The sequence below is a fragment of the Flavobacterium sp. CHNK8 genome, from assembly GCF_019774515.1.
Taxonomy (GTDB): domain Bacteria; phylum Bacteroidota; class Bacteroidia; order Flavobacteriales; family Flavobacteriaceae; genus Flavobacterium; species Flavobacterium tiangeerense.
In genome coordinates this window covers 951199-968285 of record NZ_CP081492.1, presented here as the reverse complement: position 1 = coordinate 968285, position 17087 = coordinate 951199, and the positions used below count along the sequence as shown (strand labels likewise).

Annotated in this window: 14 protein-coding genes; 10 read left to right on the top strand and 4 right to left on the bottom strand. The window is 33.1% G+C overall.

Going from position 1 to position 17087, the window contains the following annotated elements:
• The first annotated feature begins 10 nt into the window (after nucleotides 1-10).
• The 4 genes from murB to K5V07_RS04185 all read left to right on the top strand — a co-directional run bounded on the left by murB (nucleotide 11) and on the right by K5V07_RS04185 (nucleotide 3440).
• Nucleotides 11-1024, top strand: coding sequence for a UDP-N-acetylmuramate dehydrogenase (gene murB / locus K5V07_RS04200; RefSeq protein ID WP_221916512.1), 1014 nt, complete (start codon nucleotides 11-13; stop codon nucleotides 1022-1024).
• A gap of 46 nt (nucleotides 1025-1070) precedes the next feature.
• Complete coding sequence (locus K5V07_RS04195; RefSeq protein ID WP_221916511.1) at nucleotides 1071-1685, top strand: FMN-binding negative transcriptional regulator; 615 nt, start codon at nucleotides 1071-1073, stop codon at nucleotides 1683-1685.
• A 109-nt stretch (nucleotides 1686-1794) separates the two neighbouring features.
• Entirely contained in the window at nucleotides 1795-2901 is a 1107-nt protein-coding gene (locus tag K5V07_RS04190; protein ID WP_221916510.1) for a glycosyltransferase, read from the top strand.
• The gene (locus K5V07_RS04185) at nucleotides 2892-3440 is read left to right on the top strand and encodes an RNA polymerase sigma factor (protein ID WP_221916509.1); all 549 of its coding nucleotides are present in this window, start codon (nucleotides 2892-2894) and stop codon (nucleotides 3438-3440) included. The genes K5V07_RS04190 and K5V07_RS04185 overlap by 10 nt, the downstream gene beginning before the upstream one ends.
• Before the next feature lie 76 nt (nucleotides 3441-3516).
• On the opposite strand, the gene K5V07_RS04180 is transcribed toward K5V07_RS04185, so the two are convergent.
• Nucleotides 3517-4269: a glycerophosphodiester phosphodiesterase family protein gene (locus tag K5V07_RS04180; RefSeq protein ID WP_221916508.1), complete on the bottom strand. Its 753-nt coding sequence runs from the start codon at nucleotides 4267-4269 to the stop codon at nucleotides 3517-3519.
• Between the two features lie 260 nt (nucleotides 4270-4529).
• On the opposite strand from K5V07_RS04180, the gene K5V07_RS04175 reads away from it, so the two are divergent.
• Together K5V07_RS04175 and K5V07_RS04170 are read left to right on the top strand one after the other, a co-directional pair.
• Nucleotides 4530-7706 (top strand): TonB-dependent receptor, encoded by a 3177-nt coding sequence (locus K5V07_RS04175; RefSeq protein ID WP_221916507.1) that lies wholly within the window; start codon nucleotides 4530-4532, stop codon nucleotides 7704-7706.
• 222 nt (nucleotides 7707-7928) lie between these two features.
• Entirely contained in the window at nucleotides 7929-8747 is an 819-nt protein-coding gene (locus K5V07_RS04170) for an energy transducer TonB (protein ID WP_221916506.1), read from the top strand.
• Nucleotides 8748-8804: 57 nt separating this feature from the next.
• On the opposite strand, the gene K5V07_RS04165 is transcribed toward K5V07_RS04170, so the two are convergent.
• Nucleotides 8805-9641: a M48 family metalloprotease gene (locus K5V07_RS04165; RefSeq protein WP_182650238.1), complete on the bottom strand. Its 837-nt coding sequence runs from the start codon at nucleotides 9639-9641 to the stop codon at nucleotides 8805-8807.
• Between the two features lie 260 nt (nucleotides 9642-9901).
• Between K5V07_RS04165 and lipA the strand changes: the two genes are divergently transcribed.
• The 3 genes from lipA (at nucleotide 9902) to K5V07_RS04150 (ending at nucleotide 14063) form a co-directional block, all read left to right on the top strand.
• Nucleotides 9902-10801, top strand: coding sequence for a lipoyl synthase (gene lipA, locus K5V07_RS04160; RefSeq protein ID WP_221916505.1), 900 nt, complete (start codon nucleotides 9902-9904; stop codon nucleotides 10799-10801).
• Between the two features lie 72 nt (nucleotides 10802-10873).
• On the top strand, nucleotides 10874-11869 hold the full coding sequence (gap, locus tag K5V07_RS04155) for a type I glyceraldehyde-3-phosphate dehydrogenase (protein WP_221916504.1): 996 nt from the start codon (nucleotides 10874-10876) through the stop codon (nucleotides 11867-11869).
• Between the two features lie 25 nt (nucleotides 11870-11894).
• Nucleotides 11895-14063, top strand: coding sequence for an ATP-binding protein (locus tag K5V07_RS04150; RefSeq protein ID WP_221916503.1), 2169 nt, complete (start codon nucleotides 11895-11897; stop codon nucleotides 14061-14063).
• Here the strand turns inward: K5V07_RS04150 and K5V07_RS04145 are convergent, their stop codons facing one another.
• Nucleotides 14064-14876, bottom strand: a complete 813-nt coding sequence (locus K5V07_RS04145; RefSeq protein WP_221916502.1) for a purine-nucleoside phosphorylase — start codon at nucleotides 14874-14876, stop codon at nucleotides 14064-14066.
• Nucleotides 14848-15873 carry a tetraacyldisaccharide 4'-kinase gene (gene lpxK, locus K5V07_RS04140; RefSeq protein ID WP_221916501.1) on the bottom strand — a complete coding sequence of 342 codons (1026 nt, stop codon included), beginning with the start codon at nucleotides 15871-15873 and terminating at the stop codon, nucleotides 14848-14850. Before lpxK ends, K5V07_RS04145 begins: the two co-directional genes overlap by 29 nt.
• 117 nt (nucleotides 15874-15990) lie before the next feature.
• Between lpxK and K5V07_RS04135 the strand changes: the two genes are divergently transcribed.
• Nucleotides 15991-17085 (top strand): Nif3-like dinuclear metal center hexameric protein, encoded by a 1095-nt coding sequence (locus tag K5V07_RS04135; RefSeq protein WP_221916500.1) that lies wholly within the window; start codon nucleotides 15991-15993, stop codon nucleotides 17083-17085.
• The last annotated feature ends 2 nt before the right edge of the window (nucleotides 17086-17087 follow it).

Genomic DNA, 17087 nt, shown 5'->3' with positions numbered 1-17087 from the left:
GCATACCATCATGAACATACTACCCCACTTTTCACTAAAAAAACACAACACTTTTGGCATTGATGCTTTCGCAAAAAAATTTATAGCCGTACATACCGTCGCAGAATTAGAAATAGTATTAAACCAGAATCAAAATACTGAACTATTTATTTTAGGTGGTGGCAGCAACATGCTATTAACACAAGATATTGACGCTCTGGTAATTCATGTGGATTTAAAAGGCAAAAAAATCATCAAAGAAAATGATGACTTTGTGTGGGTTGAAAGTCAAGCAGGTGAAAACTGGCATGAATTTGTACTATGGACTATCAATCAAGATTTTGGAGGATTAGAAAACATGTCCCTTATTCCAGGAAATGTAGGCACAACTCCAGTTCAGAATATTGGGGCTTATGGTGCCGAGATAAAAGATACTTTTGCTTATTGCGAGGCAATGAACATTGAAAACCAAGAAATTAAAACGTTCACTAAGGATGAATGTAACTTTGGTTATCGAGAAAGTATTTTTAAACATGAGGTGAAAAATCAATTCGTAATTACATCCGTAGTTTTTAAACTCACCAAGAAAAACCATAAAATAAACATCTCATACGGAGATATTTCAGGTGAATTAGCCAAAAAAAACATCACAAATCCTACTCTTGTAGACGTTAGTAATGCAGTTATTACGATCCGAAAAAGTAAACTACCCGACCCTAAAGAATTGGGCAACAGCGGTAGTTTTTTTAAAAACCCAATAGTTTTAAAATCTGATTTTGAAAAAATACACCAACGCTTTCCAGAAATGAAATTCTATGAAATTTCAGATACTGAGGTTAAAGTTCCCGCGGGTTGGCTGATTGAGCAAGCAGGTTTTAAAGGCAAACGTTTTGGTGATGCGGGTGTACATAAAAACCAGGCTTTAGTTCTTGTAAATTATGGCAATGCTACAGGAAAAGAGATATTAAATGTAGCGCATGAAATTCAAGATACCGTGTTTAAACTTTTTGGAATTCGTATTGAAGCAGAAGTTAACATTATATGATACACGAATTCCTTTATTAGTATCAACTATAAAATAAAATCAATCCATGTATATTCCTGATATTTACAGAAACGAAAATGCAGAAGAAATAAAAAAATTTCTTTACGAAAACAGTTTTGGTATACTCATCAATCAGTCTAATAGTAAACTGTGTGCTACTCATATTCCATTAGAGCTAGAAACTAACAGTGAAGGAAAAGAAATTTTGTGCGGTCATATTTCAAAAGAGAATCTACAATGGAAAGGATTCTTAGAAAATGACGAAGTTTTAGCAGTATTTTCAGGACCTCACAGTTACATATCTTCTTCGTGGTACGATCATGAAAATGTGCCAACTTGGAATTATATTGCAGTTCAAATACATGGGAAAATCAAAATAATTGATCACGAAGCAGCTGTAGAATCCTTAAAAAAATTAGTAAACAAATATGAAAAAGGTTCAGAAAACCCAATTCGAATTGAAGATTTATCAGCAAAAACAATGCAACAAGCAAAGGGAATTGTAGCCTTCGAGATTGAAATTATAGAAATTAATGCAACGAAGAAAATGTCTCAAAATAGAGACCAAAAAAATTATCAAAACATTATTGAAGCGTTAGAAAAAGTAAATACTCCACAAGCCATTGCAACTGCAACTGAAATGAAAAAATGTCCTATTTAATTTCTTTGGAAAATTACAATTAGTATTTAACATTTAGAGATTCTATTCATACCTTTGCAGCCATATTTATACACGCCTTGTAACGAATATTAATACTCATAAAACACAAATGCTTATATTACTATTTTACTTTTTTATTTTTATTGTAGCCGTTCAAATACTCTATTATTTAGGGGTTTTCAGGGTTTTTGCTTTCGCCAAAGATCAAAAGAGTACTCCAAAAAAAATTCCAGTATCTGTAATAGTTTGTGCTAAAAATGAAGAAGAAAACGTAGCACAATTTATACCCTTATTAGCAGCACAAGAATACCCTGACTTTGAAATAGTTCTAATTGATGATGCATCAAGTGATAAAACACTAGATATTTTTGAAGAATTTGAAAAGCAATATTCAAACATTCGACTTGTAAAAGTGGAAAATAACGAGGCTTTTTGGGGAAATAAAAAATACGCATTAACTTTAGGAATCAAAGCAGCTTCAAAAGACTATTTATTATTTACAGATGCGGATTGTTATCCTACCTCAACAAACTGGATAGCTACCATGACAGCACAATTTACCATGCAAAAAACTATCGTTTTGGGCTATGGAAAATACGAACGAATATCAAATTCCTTTCTGAATAAAATAATTCGATACGAAACTCTTTTAACAGCAGTTCAATATTTTTCATGGGCAAAGTTAGGCAAGCCGTACATGGGAGTTGGTAGAAATTTAGCGTATAAAAAAGATGAATTCTTTAAAGTAAACGGATTTATTGAGCACATGCGCATTCGCTCAGGAGATGATGATTTATTTGTAAATCAAGCTGCAACAGCAAAAAACACTACAATAGCTTTTGAGCCAGATAGTTTTACGCTTTCTAAACCTAAAACTTCCTTTAATGATTGGGTATCACAAAAAAGGAGGCATGTTGCAACTGCTAACCATTATACTTTTTTTGATCAATTTCAACTGGGTGTTTTTTATAGTTCACAATTATTATTCATCTTATTACCAGCTGTTTTGCTTGCGTTTCAATTTGAATGGATTATTGTCACCAGTTTAATAGCCTTTCGTTATCTCGTGGCATGGATTATGATAGGTTCATCTGCAAGGAAACTTGATGAGCATGATTTAAAATTTTGGTTTCCAATTGTTGAAATTGTCTTAATATTAATCCAAATCAATATCTTTATCATTAATCTATTCTCAAAACCAGCACAGTGGAAATAAACAATCAAATAGAAAAAGCAAAACAAGGTGATCAAGTTGCCTTTACTTTTCTATTGAATCACTACTGGAACGAGGTGTATGGGTTCATGTTAAAAAGAACCGAAAACGAAGCAACTGCCGAGGATATTACCATTGAAACATTTTCTAAAGCATTTGACAAAATAGCCACTTATAATACTGAATTTCAATTCAATACTTGGTTAATAGCTATTGCAAAAAATGTGCATATTGATTTATTACGAAAGAAAAAACTAAGTCTTTTTGTGGAAATTACAGAAGACGAAAATCATCAAGCTTACAATATTGCTGACACTACACCGTCTGCTGAGGATGTATTGATCACTGAACAAAACTTATCCCGTTTATTACAATGTATTAAAGAATTAAAACCTCATTACCAAGAGGTAATTCAGCTGCGTTATTTTCAAGAAATGAGCTATCAAGAAATAGCTTTAAAAATGAATGAACCACTAAGTAATGTAAAAATTAAACTTTTACGCGCCAAGAAGTTGCTAGCCGAAATAATTCAGAAAAAATAATTCCTTTATCTGTTTTGAATGGGCACAAAAAAAAGTCTGAAAAAACAGACTTTATTTTACATTTATAAATTTCAGTTTAACGTACAATCCTTTCGGGAAAATCAGTAATGATTCCACTTACTTTTAAATCTTGTAGCATCTTGATATCAGCAGGCTCGTTTGCTGTCCAAGGAAGAATCTTGAAATTATTAGTTTTCATGATCGCAACATTTTCTGACGTCAAAGTTTTAAAATAGGGGTTTATTGCTTGCGCATTTAATTCTTTTCCTAACTGAATCACAGTTTCAATAGGATCTTTGTAAGTCAGTAATCCAATAGCTACGTCTTTACTCAAACTTCTCATTTTTCTTAATTCATTTACTTTAAAACTAGATACAAAAAAATCTTTATTGCTCCAGCCACGCTTTTTAAAGTTTTCCATAATGGCGTAGGTATCTGCCGCCGTATTTTCTCCTTTCAATTCAATGTTGAGCACTGCTTTTCTATTCATAGTTATAATGACCTCCTCAAGAGTTGGAATTTGATGTTTTCCAGCAACAAGTACTTTTCTTAATTCGTCAAAAGTGTAACTCTCAATCTTTCCTTTAGCATTTGTCAATCGGTCTAAATCATCATCGTGAAAAACTACAATTTCACCTGTTTTTATTTTAAACACATCTATCTCAAGCATATCAGCTTTGAGATCAATTCCTTTTTTTATGGAGGCTATTGTATTTTCGGTTTCATGTCCCATTGCACCTCTGTGGCCGCAAACAATAAATTTATTTGAACTACAACTTAAAAAAAGTAGCGACAATGCAGTCGCAATAGTTATCGTTTTTGCTTTCATAAATACCTTATATATTTTTCATAAAATTATATTTAAACTCGTCAAATACCATTACCTAATCATTACGAATAAACTAAATTAAAGCTACTTTTTGTGATGCAATGTTTCATAAAGTTTACCTAAAAATAGAAATAAGCAGTAAAAAAAGGGCGAAAATCAAAACTTTGGTTACCTAAAATTATTTTTCTAATAGTATTAATGTAACACCTTTTTTTCCATTTCTAGATTCCTTTGCAGGCATGAAACTAAACACTAAACTCATGAAAAATCTTAAAATGTTCTTATTTACGATGCTTTGGATTATCGTTATAAGCACTACAAGTCATGCACAAACCACACAAGCCTCTATTTCCGGAACCATATCAGGCACAAATAATGAGACTATAAAAGAGGCAAATGTTAGCTTAAAAAATGAATCTACTGGATTTAAAACTACTACACTTACTAACTATAAAGGCGTTTATACTTTTAAAGAATTGCCTCTAGGTGGTCCTTACACTATTACTGTAAAAACATCTGGATATGGAGAACAACAACGATCTGGATACACGCTTAATCAAGGTGATTTAATTACGATTAACATCGAAATGCAAACCGATATGCAAACTCTAGAGGTCGTAGAAGTGGTAGGCCGAGGATTAAAAAATAAAACAGGAAATCTAGGTGCGGCAACTGCAATTACAGCCAAACTCATTAATTCTTTACCCGTAAACGGAAGAAATTTTACCAACTTAATGGATTTGTCTCCATTAACACGTGGCGGAAACATCTCAGGACAACTAGCATCGTCTACCAATTATACATTAGATGGTATGAATGCAAAAAACCCAACTTCGGCAGGAGCTACCACCAGCAGAAGTGGCGCACCCTACTCCATCTCTATTGAGGCTGTAAGAGAATTTAAAGTAGTAACAAATCAATATGATGTAGGTTATGGTCGTAGTGGTGGTGGAACTGTAAGTGCCGTTACTAAGTCTGGAACGAATGATTTTTCTGGAAGTATGTTTGCTTACAATAGAGCTGATTGGCTTTCTAGTGCTTATGACATTAGAGGAAACAGACGTCAAAATGATTTTACAACGACTCAATATGGTTTTACCTTGGGCGGACCTATTATCAAAGACAAACTACACTTTTTTGTAGCATGGGATCATCAACAAGATTCTAGACCATTGATTATTGCAGATGTTCAATCGCCAGAGGATGAGCTTAGGTTTAATGTAACCAAAGCAACGCTGGATAACTTTGTAACCATTGCTAGAAATAAATATGGCGTTTCAAGTTCACCTCAATATGGATCATTTGATAAAAAAAGAAATTCGGATGCAGCATTTGCTCGTTTGGATTGGCAATTAAATAGTAAAAACCTACTTACAATTCGAAACAACTTTACGTTTGATGACAATAAACTGGGATTGCAAGACAATACAGCAATTAATTTATATGAGTCTTTTGGTGATGACTATAATATTGATAACAGTATTTTAGCTTCATTGAGAACAACTGTAAATCCTAAAATCACAAACGAATTAAAAGTGCAACATCTTTACACTTTTCAAGACAGTAACCCTGGTGATCAATTGCCTTCTTATAACATTCCTAGAGCCATTGTAGAAAATGTAGCCTCCACAATTAATGGTGCTGTGAGAACTACCAATATTCAAATAGGAGGACACCGATTTGCACAAGAAAAATTCACCAATAATGTTTTTCAAATTGTAGACAATCTATACTACAATACCGATAAAATAAAATACACTTTTGGATTTGACATTATGCAAACCAATTCAAAATCAGTGTATGGTAGCGAAGTAAACGGTCGTTTTCATTTTAATAGCGTTGCAAATTTTGACAATGGTACTCCTTATCGTTACTTTAGAGAAGTACCATTAGTGGCTGATCCTACTGTTAATTCGAATATATTAAATGCAGGGATATATGGACAATTACAAACAAAAGTAGCACTGGGTGTTGACCTAACTTTAGGATTACGTTTTGATTATGCAAAGTATCCAACTGCAACTTTCAACCAAATGGTTTTTGATGAATTAGGCATTAGAACCGATAACAAATTACAATCGGCTATTTTACAGCCAAGGGTTCAATTGACATGGGATGTAAATGAAAACCACAAAGATTACATACGCGCAGGAGCAGGAATTTTTGCATCAGATTTAAATAACTATGCCATCATTAACAATTTATATTTTGACGGAAAGAAAACTGCAACTGTAGATGTTAGAGCACCAAATGTTCCTGTACCTGACTTCATAGGTTACCGAAACAACTTTTCTAGCATACCTACGCTAGATGCTTTTCAATTACCAACTATAAATTATACTGGCACCGATGCTAAAGTACCTTTGGTTTATAAAGCTAATGTATCTTACGCACATTTTTTTACAGATCATTTAAAAATGGGAATTGCTGGTTATGCTACTCTAGGACGTAATAATTATGTGTATGTAGATAGAAATATGGTTAGCAATCCGTTTTTTAATTTGGCAAACGAAGGAAATCGCGGCGTATTTGTACCAGCAAGTTCAATACCTGCAAATGGAGCTGCAGACTGGATGCAAGGTAGAATAAGTAATAAATTAGGGAGAGTTTTAGAACTTAACAGTGAAGGAAAAGTAAATCAATTTGCGCTAGTTGTTGATGCTACTTACAAATATTTTAAGGATGGAGAAATTACGGCTAGTTACACCCTAAATGACACCAAAGACAACACTTCTTTCAACGGAAATGTGGCTAACACAGCTACACTTGTATTACCAGTAGAGGATGATCCTAGAAATTTAAGTAAAATGACATATTCTGATAATCATTTTCGACACAAGGTGGTGCTTTATGGATCATTACCCACTTTTTACGGGTTTAGTGTAGGAGTTCGCTATTCAGGAATTGGTGGTACACGATATAGTTTATTATCTGGAGGAAATACAAATGGAGATTTTGTAACAGCTTCAAATGATTTAGCGTACATTTTTGATATCAACAGCCCAACCGTTCCACAAAATATCAAAACTGGTTTACAAACTATTTTAAATAATCCTGCAGCAAGTTCAAGCTTAAAAAATTATATCAACTCTTACTCTGGTAAAATTGCAGAGCGTAACGGTGGTATAAATGAGTTTTATGGTCTTGTTGACATTAGAATTAATAAAAAAATCAGTATTCCCAAAAAGCAATTCATAGAATTTACTGTTGATATTTTTAATGTTGCGAATTTACTAAACAAAGAAAGGGGAGTTAATAAATCATTGAATAGCCAGTCTCTCTATGCACTAGGAACACCTGCATCTGGCGGTAATGCTGCAGTTCCAGGATTTGATAGTACTAGACAACAGTTTAACTACCGTGTAAACAATGCTGGTTTACCTGCTTTATCTGGTAATCCATTTCAAATTCAGATAGGTTTTAAATATGCATTCTAAGTAATTCTTTTTTACAAAAATACAAGCGCATCCTGATACAGTGATGCGCTTTTTTTTGCGCAGTATTTTAATAAAATTAATTTAGTTAAATAATAAAATATAATTCAATCAATTTTTAAAAATTTAAAAAATTAATTACAATAATAACACAATAGGTTCGTTATTAATAAAAAATAACCTTGCTTATGATGTAAATGTACTTAACCATAAAAACCACATATTATGTCTAAATTAAGCATTTACGAGACCGGCTGGATTGAACTTGTTTTTCAAAACAGAAATAAAGAGTATGGTGCGTACAAACTTCGTCAAGAGAGCACAAAAACGTCACTTACAGCACTTTTCATGGGAGTAACATTATTAGTGGGTGCCATTAGCATTCCTACACTAGTCTCAATTTTTAATCCTGAGACAACCTTTACCCCTATTGAGCCAGATTTGACAGATAAAATTGTCCAAATAACCGATGTCTATCCAAATAAAACACAACCTCAAAAAGCATTACCTCCCTTAAAAACAAAAAGTATTGCTAATCCAGTAAAAAGTAAAGCATTAATAAATCCTATTATTGTATCTACTGAACAAGCAGAGCAAAATATTGCTAAAAACACTGATCTACCAGTTGTAAATACAACGCCATCTGATGGAACTGGCGTAGTGGCTGTTAACGCAGGTCCAAGTACAACTGTTCAAAACACAGTGGAAACACCTGAAACTGGAAACGCCATCATTAACAGTCTAGCGCTAGATAAACTTCCAGAATTTCCAGGAGGTATCAACAAGTTTTACACGTATGTAGGTAATAATTTTGAAAAACAAGAAACTGAACTCAATGGAACAGTAAAAATCTTTGTTTCTTTTGTAATAGAAAGAGATGGTAGCATGACTGACATACAAGTTAGAAGAGATCCTGGTTACGGACTAGGAAAAGAAGCGGTTAGAGTTTTGAAATCTTTACGAACCAAGTGGGCTCCAGGCATGATAAGCGGAAAACCAGTACGTACCGCCTACACCTTACCTATTACGGTTCAAATGAACTAAAACTTCAATATAAAAAAAAGGCAGAACATAGAGTTCTGCCTTTTTTAGTATTAAAAATTATTTTTTCTTTTTAACAGGTGCTTTTTTTGCAACAACTGGCTTTTGCTTCACATAAGGCTTATACAAACCGTCTTTTTCTGCTCTTAATTTGGCGTTTTCTGCTCTTTCTTTTGGATCAGGATGAGAACTCATCATTTTCTCCAAGAAAGAAGATTCAGCTCCTTCACTCATTTTAGCTAAGATACCAAAGGCTGAAGAAACCGCATTAACATTATAACCATTGTTTTTCATGAAATTATATGAGAACTCATCAGCCTCAGACTCTTGTTTTCTGCTGTGTTTACTATCAATCATTTGGCTACCCACTTTAGCTAACTGACTGTCAGTTATAGCTGCAACTTTATCAGATTGAGATGCTATTAAACCTAAAGCAGCTTCTTTTTTATAAGCAGCCTTAATAGCATCTCTTGAATCAGTATTAACCACGTGACCTATTTCATGCCCTATTACTGCTAGCAACTCATTATCATCCATAATGTCCATTAATCCAGAATAGACACGAACACTTCCGTCTGCGGTAGCAAATGCATTTACCTCGTTTAATTTATATACTTTATAATTAAGTGCAACTCCTTCTGTAGTCTTATGTTTTCCAAAAAGCTTATTTAAACGAAGAGTATACGGATCTTTAGCACCTGTAATAACATGCTCAGCATCCATTTTATCTACTGCTGCTTTTGATAATGAAGCTGCATCAGCATCACTAAATGTAAAACCTGCCACCCCTTTTTGAACAGCTCCAAGAGCTTTCTCTCCAAAATTTATTTGTGCGTTAGCGGTTGAAACTCCTAGTAAAACGAACAAAGCTCCTAAAATTATTGATTTATTTTTCATGATTTCTAATTTTAAACAAATGTACTAATTTATGTTAAAAAAAATAAAACACATCAACATTGTTTTTTTAAACGTTGAGATACTTCATCATCTCTTACAAAGACAATACCAAAGAATTATTTTATAATTTCCAACCCAAACAATATCCTCTAAAAAATATGTTAAGTAAAATTTTATGCTTTGTATAAGTCTAATTCACGATTTGGTTTTACCCTTTTATAATTCAACTTTAGTTATCTTTGCACTCAGAAAATTGAGATATGGAAAACGTTGTAGAAAACAATTTACTAGAAAAAACCGAAACCAAGGTAGAACACATCACTGGAAAACCAAAATGGTTAAAAGTGAAACTACCCATTGGTCAAAAATATACAGAACTTAGAGGATTAGTTGACAAATACAGTTTAAACACTATTTGCACATCTGGAAGTTGTCCTAATATGGGAGAATGCTGGGGCGAGGGTACTGCTACCTTTATGATTTTGGGAAATATTTGCACGCGCTCTTGCGGATTTTGCGGTGTAAAAACAGGTAGACCAGAAACTGTTGACTGGGAAGAACCAGAAAAAGTAGCGAGATCCATAAAGATCATGAATATCAAACACGCAGTAATCACAAGTGTTGATCGTGATGATTTGAAAGATGGTGGCTCAATCATTTGGATTGAAACTGTGAAAGCCATTCGAAGAATGAATCCAAATACTACACTTGAGACATTAATTCCTGATTTTCAAGGAAACGAAACCCATTTAGATCGAATAGTTGCTGCTAATCCCGAAGTTGTTTCGCATAATGTAGAAACAGTGAGACGCTTGACTAGAGAGGTGCGCATACAAGCAAAATACGATCGTACACTTGAAGTATTGCGTTATTTAAAAGAAAAAGGCATCAACAGAACTAAATCTGGTATCATGTTAGGTTTAGGTGAACTTGAAGAAGAAGTATATCAAACATTAAGAGACCTGAGAGAGGCAAATGTAGATGTAGTCACCATAGGACAATACCTTCAACCGAGTAAAAAACATTTACCTGTTAAAGAATTCATAACTCCTGATCAGTTTGCAAAATATGAGGAATATGGTTTGTCATTAGGTTTTCGTCATGTAGAAAGTGGACCTCTTGTTCGCTCTTCTTATAAAGCTCAGAAACACATTCTTTAAAATTGTAACAAGGTATTGGTACAACAAAATTTCATTTTAAAACTGAAATTTGAAACTTTAAACAAAAAAATATTGAAAACTAGAATTGCGATAAACGGTTTTGGAAGAATTGGAAGGAATCTTTTCCGCTTACTTTTAAACCACCCAACAATTGAAGTTGTTGCCATAAATGATATAGCCGACAAAAAAACTATGGCACATCTGGTAAAGTATGATAGCATACACGGTGTGTTACCGCATGCCGTTAGCTATAATGAAACAGGTATACTAGTTGGCGAATCTCATTTTCTTTTTTTTCACGAAAAAAATTTAAAAAACCTAGACTGGAAAAGTTGTTCCATTGATTATGTTATTGAATCAACAGGAAAATACAAGACTTTTAAGGAATTACACACGCATATTCTGGCTGGTGCCAAAAAAGTAATTTTATCTGCACCTTCAGAAACTGATGCAATAAAAACCGTTGTATTAGGAGTTAATGAAGAAATTCTTGACGGTACTGAAACAATAATTTCGAATGCAAGTTGTACTACAAATAATGCTGCCCCAATGATCAAAGTAATCAATGATCTTTGCGGCATAGAACAAGCTTACATTACCACAATTCACTCTTACACAACAGATCAAAGCTTACACGATCAACCTCATAAAGATTTAAGAAGAGCTCGCGGCGCAAGTCAATCTATAGTTCCTACAACAACGGGAGCAGCAAAAGCATTAACAAAAATATTCCCAGAATTTGAAGGGAAGATAGGCGGATGTGGCATAAGAGTTCCTGTTCCAGATGGATCTTTAACTGATATTACCTTTAATGTGAAAAAAGCCGTCAGTATCAATCAAATAAACGAAGCCTTTAAACACGCTTCTAAAAACACTTTAAAAGGAATATTAGATTATACGGAGGACCCAATTGTATCTGTAGATGTAATAGGGAATAAAAATTCATGTATATTTGATGCACAACTTACTTCTGTAATTGATAAAATGGTAAAAGTAGTAGGTTGGTATGATAATGAAATAGGATATTCATCAAGGCTTATTGATTTGATTCTTTTAACATCAAAATAGTAATTTTTCAAAAAAAACATGGCAAATGAAATGTTTTTTCTTTTCTGTATTGTTTTTTACTGGTATACTTGCCTCACACTCCAAAGTGACGGCAGATAGCCTAACCTATTATTACACGCTCAGCAATCAAAACATCAAGGACGATAATTATAGAAATGCTTTGTTTTTTACACAAAAAGCAATACAATTTGCAAAAAAAAACAACAAAAACATAGAGCAAGCTCTTCATGAATTCAATTTAGGTAAAATTCTTTATGATTTAAAAAAATATGATGATGCGCTAGTTAGTTTTTTAAAAAGTGCCGCACTCAACAATACTTCTATTTCGAATAAAGCGAAAGCCGAAAGTTACTACCATATTGGCCTTTGTTACATGGCCAAGGAGAATTATAAAGAAGCATCCCCCTATTTTAACAAAGCCGAAAATTTATACAAAGATTTAAAAACCACAAATAAAATTCTTGAAGTAAAACTCCAAAAAGGACTTATTAATCGGTTCACTGGAAAAACTCAAGAGGCTATGACTATTTTTAAATCTATTATTTATATGCCAGAATCTTCTATTTTAGAGGATTTACAAGCAAAGACTTTGTATCAAATAGGGACTATAGAATCACAATACAATAGAAATAATTTGGCAATAGCCTATCTAAAAAAGGCTCTTAACGCTAATAATAATATCAATAATATTGAACTAAAGACATCTATAGTACTAGCGCTAAGTACGCTTTATGACAAAACATTAGATAAAAATTTAGCATACCAATATTTAAAACAATATTTAAAACTAAAAGAAGAGTTAACTTTTCTCAACAATAAAAGACTTGGAGTTGATGATTACGCTAAATTTAAAGAAGCGGAACGTCTAAAAGAACAAAATCAATTCAAAATTCAAAAAGAAGAAGAACTAAAATCCAAAAAAATATCAAAAATCATTAGTATACTTGCTATTGCTTTAATTACTATCTTATCATTATTAAGCCTTTCTCTTTACAAAAACAATAAAATTAGAACCAAATCAAACCAGCTCTTAAAGGATAAAAACAAAGAACTAGAGATTGCTAAAAACAAAGTTGAAAAAGCATCTCAAGCCAGATCTGAGTTCCTTTCTACGGTAAGTCATGAACTCAGAACTCCGCTCAATGCAATCAATGGAATCACCCATTTACTTCTTGAAGAAGATCCTAAAAAAAACCAAATAGATTACCTTTCCTCCTTAAAATTTTCTGGTGATTACCTGACTAAGTTTATCAATGAAATTTTAGAAATTAACAAAATAGAATCTAACAAAACGGAAATAGAAGAAATTCCCTTTAACTTAAAACAACTACTCATCAACATCAAGCAATCTCTCAAGGAGTTAGCCATCGTAAATAACAATGATTTCAAATTAGATGTTGACTATACCATTCCAGATTTTCTCATTGGAGACCCAACTAAACTCTCTCAAATCATTTTAAACCTGATTAATAATGCGCTAAAATTTACAAAAAATGGAGTAGTAAATGTGGTAGCAAAACTCAATAATCTAGAAGATAAGCATGCCACATTACATTTTGAAATTATTGATACTGGAATAGGCATACCAGCAGAAAAACTAGAAAGTGTTTTTGATAGTTTTTCACAAGGCTCTATTGAAGTTAATAGAAAATATGGAGGTACTGGACTTGGTCTAACAATTGTAAAAAAATTAATAACCATTCTAGGAGGTGAAATACACCTTAAAAGTACTGTAAATAAAGGATCTACATTCTCATTTCAATTAAAATTTGAAATAGGAACAAAACCCATAGATATCGTTTCTACAAGCAAGCAAAATTATGAATCCAAACTTATCAATAAGAAAATATTACTAGTAGAGGACAATAAAATCAACCAAATGATCACCACAAAAATGCTTTTTAATAAAAAAGTAATTTGCGAAGTGATTGACAATGGCGAAGAAGCTATTGAACTTTTAAAAATTTCAAAATTTGACTTGATTTTAATGGATGTTCATTTACCCGGAATTAATGGTACGATAGCAACAGAAACGATTAGAAAATTTGACAATATTACACCCATTATAGCCCTTACTGCTATCTCTCTTGATGAAAACCGGGAAATGCTATTGTCTTTTGGCATGAACGATGTTATTACTAAACCGTTCATACCCGAAGTTTTTTATTCTATAATTGCTGATCACTTGAAGTAATTAATAATTCAAAATCAGTTCTTTTATTAAACTACGAACTTGTGGTTCAGCTTCTTTTGCTGCTTCTAGAACTTCATCATGAGAAATCGTTCCTATACTTTCAGCATCACCCATATCTGTAATAACAGAAATCCCAAAAGTTTCTAAATCCATGTGTCTAGCCACAATAACCTCTGGAACAGTAGACATCCCAACACAATCAGCACCTAAAATTTTTACCATTTTATATTCTGCTAGAGTTTCAAATGTAGGTCCTTGCAAACCAAGGTAAATGCCTTCATGTGTTACAATATTCAATTCTTTAGCTATTTCGGTTGCTTTTGCAATCATTTTGCGGGAATAAGGCTCACTCATATTAACAAAACGAGGGCCAAAACGTTCGTCATTTTTCCCTCTCAAAGGATGCTCTGGAGTCATGTTAATATGATCCGTAATCATCACAATAGATCCTACTTTATAACTCGGGTTCACTCCTCCTGATGCATTAGATACAATAAGCTTATCAACACCCAAGAACTTCATTACACGTACCGGAAAAGTAACTTCGGTCATAGAATAGCCTTCGTAATAATGAAAACGGCCTTGCATGGCGACTACTTTTTTACTCCCAATAGTCCCAAAAACAAGAGCCCCTTTATGACCTTGAACAGTTGAAACAGGAAAATTAGGAATTTCATGATACGGTAAAGTAAAATCAACCTGCATATCACTAGTAAAACTTCCTAATCCTGAACCTAGAATAACACCGTATTCTGGAGTGAAATTAACTCTCTCTTGTATGAAACTAACTGTTTCTTGTACTTCTTCCCACATAATCTAAAATTGTTTTATTAAAATTATCACCACCTGATATAAATGAACATGCTATACCCAAGTAAAACAGCTGTTCCCCTGAGAAGTGTTCCTTCAAACGCACATAATCCTTTTCGGTGGTAATAATTTTATTGTTTTGCGCTATTTTTTTTATTTCTAAAACTTCACTATCTGTAAAATCATGATGGTCAGGGTATGCTAAGCAAACATCACCCTCTTCTTTAATGGCATCAAAAAATGAATCAGGCTTTGCAATACCAGCAATTAAAACTTTCTTTACACCTTTTAACTTATTTCTATTGATTTTATAATTATGACCCAAAAAATAAAAATCATAGTTAATATAAGTGAAAAATAATTCTTGATGATCATTAACTTTAAGTCTAGTTCGCAATCTACTTTGTTCCTCTAAACTCAAGTTTTCAGGACATTTTGTAACAATTACTATGGATGCTCTTTTCGCACCAACTTTTAGTTCTCTTAAATTCCCTGTGGGCAACATACAATCATCAGCATACAAATCTCCGTAGGCTGTTAGTAAAATATAAAACCCCGCTTTTACCTTTCGATGTTGGTAAGCATCATCTAACAAAATAACATCGGGCTTTTGAGATGATTGTATTAACTGCTCTATTCCGTTTTTTCTATCGGCATCTACAGCCACTTGAATTGCTGGGAATTTACTAAAAAATTGATACGGTTCATCACCCAAAATTTTTGCAGTAGTTCCGGCTTGCGCCAAAATGTATCCTGAGGTCTGTCTCTTATATCCTCTACTCAATGTAGCTACCTTATAATTATTACTAAGTAAACGGATTAAATATTCTATTTGAGGTGATTTTCCAGTACCTCCAACACTTAAATTCCCAACAGCAATAACTGGCACATCAAAAAAAGTAGCCTTAAGTACTCCAATATCATATAAAAAGTTACGAATACTGGTGACCAAGCCATACAAAACAGCAAACGGAAACAGTATTTTTCTCAGTAATTTCATTTTACGAAAGTAGAATAAATTATCTTTGAATTAAAAATCTAGTACAGATTTCAGCAATTATAAAATATTCCTTTAATTTTTGTGTCAATAAAATCTGTGCCAATCTTTGTCAAAAACATGAAAATCAAAGAAATAATTTACGTACTCGAAGAAATGGCTCCCACTGCTTATGCCGAGGATTTTGATAATGTAGGATTACTTGTAGGTGATCAAGAGACTGAAGCCAGCGGAATATTGGTTTGTCATGATGCTCTCGAGACTATTATCGATGAAGCTATTGCAAAAAAATGCAATCTTGTAGTGTGTTTTCATCCCATTTTATTTTCTGGATTAAAAAAGATAACCGGAAAAAATTATGTAGAGCGTGCTGTTATCAAAGCTATAAAAAATGATATCGCTATATATGCCGTTCATACTGCTCTAGACAACCATCAAGAAGGTGTCAATAAAATTTTTAGTGATGCTCTAGGGCTAATCAATACAAAAATCCTGATTCCTAAAGAGCAATTTATTCGAAAACTAGTGACTTACGCCCCGCTTGACAATGCCGAAATCGTTCGAAATGCTTTATTTGCAGCTGGCGCTGGCAACATTGGTAATTATGACAACTGTAGTTTTAGCTCTACAGGAACAGGAACTTTCAGAGGCAATCAAAACAGTAATCCCGTACTAGGAGAACGCTATGAACTTGTTCAAACCACTGAAGTCAAAATAGAAGTGACTTATGAGAAACATTTGGAACGCAAAATACTTACTGCTCTATTTAACAGCCACATTTATGAAGAAGTTGCACATGAAATCTATAATTTAAACAATAAGCATCAAAACATTGGTTTAGGTATGATTGGTGAACTTCCTAATCCCTTGCCAGAAAAAGAATTTTTAGAATACGTAAAAGACAAAATGCAGTGTGGTGGCATCAGACATTCTAGCTTTACAGGTAATAAAATAAAAAAAGTTGCCGTTCTTGGCGGAGCTGGAAGTTTTGCTATCTCAAATGCAATTCAAGCTGGAGCAGATGCCTATTTAACAGCTGATTTGAAATACCATCAGTTTTACGAAGCGGAAAATAAGCTCCTTTTAGCAGATATAGGACATTTTGAAAGCGAACGCTATACAAAAAATTATATTGTAGAGTATCTTCGAAAAAAAATCCTTAATTTTGCAGTTATTTTATCAGAAGAAAATTCAAATCCAGTTAAGTACTTATAGAA

Coding starts and splice junctions, on each gene's coding strand:
- lipA (WP_221916505.1), top strand. CDS start 9,902: ATGGAAAACGTTGTAGAAAACAATTTACTAGAAAAAACCGAAACCAAG.
- K5V07_RS04175 (WP_221916507.1), top strand. CDS start 4,530: ATGAAAAATCTTAAAATGTTCTTATTTACGATGCTTTGGATTATCGTT.
- K5V07_RS04190 (WP_221916510.1), top strand. CDS start 1,795: ATGCTTATATTACTATTTTACTTTTTTATTTTTATTGTAGCCGTTCAA.
- K5V07_RS04170 (WP_221916506.1), top strand. CDS start 7,929: ATGTCTAAATTAAGCATTTACGAGACCGGCTGGATTGAACTTGTTTTT.
- K5V07_RS04180 (WP_221916508.1), bottom strand. CDS start 4,269: ATGAAAGCAAAAACGATAACTATTGCGACTGCATTGTCGCTACTTTTT.
- K5V07_RS04195 (WP_221916511.1), top strand. CDS start 1,071: ATGTATATTCCTGATATTTACAGAAACGAAAATGCAGAAGAAATAAAA.
- K5V07_RS04165 (WP_182650238.1), bottom strand. CDS start 9,641: ATGAAAAATAAATCAATAATTTTAGGAGCTTTGTTCGTTTTACTAGGA.
- K5V07_RS04135 (WP_221916500.1), top strand. CDS start 15,991: ATGAAAATCAAAGAAATAATTTACGTACTCGAAGAAATGGCTCCCACT.
- K5V07_RS04145 (WP_221916502.1), bottom strand. CDS start 14,876: ATGTGGGAAGAAGTACAAGAAACAGTTAGTTTCATACAAGAGAGAGTT.
- murB (WP_221916512.1), top strand. CDS start 11: ATGAACATACTACCCCACTTTTCACTAAAAAAACACAACACTTTTGGC.
- lpxK (WP_221916501.1), bottom strand. CDS start 15,873: ATGAAATTACTGAGAAAAATACTGTTTCCGTTTGCTGTTTTGTATGGC.
- K5V07_RS04150 (WP_221916503.1), top strand. CDS start 11,895: ATGAAATGTTTTTTCTTTTCTGTATTGTTTTTTACTGGTATACTTGCC.